At 70.9% G+C, this 886-nt stretch carries 1 protein-coding gene; it reads left to right on the plus strand.

Annotation, left to right across the window (positions count from 1 at the left end; all coding sequences use genetic code 11):
• Positions 1-4 precede the first annotated feature (4 nt).
• A partial coding sequence (locus Dsi01nite_RS56945; protein WP_275423529.1) for a condensation domain-containing protein occupies positions 5-886 on the plus strand: 882 nt, incomplete at its 3' end.

Genomic DNA, 886 nt, shown 5'->3' on the forward strand with positions numbered 1-886 from the left:
GAAGGTGCGCGGGTTCCGGATCGAACCAGGCGAGATCGAGCATGTCCTGCTCGGACACCCGGAAGTGTCCGCCGCTGTAGTGGTGGCGGATGGGGACCGGTTGGTCGCGTATGTGGTGGGCGAGTCCGCGGGGTTGCGGGAGTTCCTGGGTGCGCGGTTGCCGGAGTACATGGTGCCGGCGGTGTTCGTGGAGTTGACGGCGTTGCCGCTGAACCGCAACGGCAAGGTGGACCGGTCCGCACTGCCCGCCGTGACCGGGGCTCGGCCGGCGTCGGGGTTTGTGGCGCCCGTGGGGCCGGTCCAGGAGGTGCTGGCCGCGGTGTGGGCCGAGCTGCTCGGCGTGGATCAGGTCGGTGCGGTCGACAACTTCTTCGCTCTTGGTGGGCACTCGTTGCTGGCCACGCGGGTCGTGTCGCGCATCCGGAGTGTGTTCGATCTCGAGGTGCCGGTCGCGGCTGTGTTTGATGCGCCGACGGTGGCTGGGTTGGCCGCGGTGGTGGAGGCGGCGTCGGGGACCACCGCGCCGCCGATCGTGGCGGTGGACCGTGGTGAGCGGTTGCCGTTGTCGTTTGCGCAGCAGCGGCTGTGGTTCCTGCATCAGCTGGCGCCGGACTCAGTCGAGTACAACCTGCCGATGCCGATTCCCCTGTCCGGCGCGCTGGACGTGGAAGCGTTGTCGGCGGCGCTGGCCGGGTTGGTGCGCCGGCATGAGGTGTTGCGGACCCGGCTGGTTCCGGACGCCGACGGTGTGCCGTGGCAGGTGATCGATGCGGCGCCCGAGCGGTTCGACCTGAGCGTCGTCGAGGTGCCGGCCGCGGAGGTCGAGGCGTGGCTCGCGGCCGATGCCGCGGTGCCGTTCGACCTGGCCGCGCGTCCGCCGCTGCGC

Origin of the sequence: Dactylosporangium siamense (genome assembly GCF_016862795.1) — a bacterium.
In the GTDB taxonomy this organism is placed as follows: Bacteria; Actinomycetota; Actinomycetes; order Mycobacteriales; family Micromonosporaceae; genus Dactylosporangium; species Dactylosporangium siamense.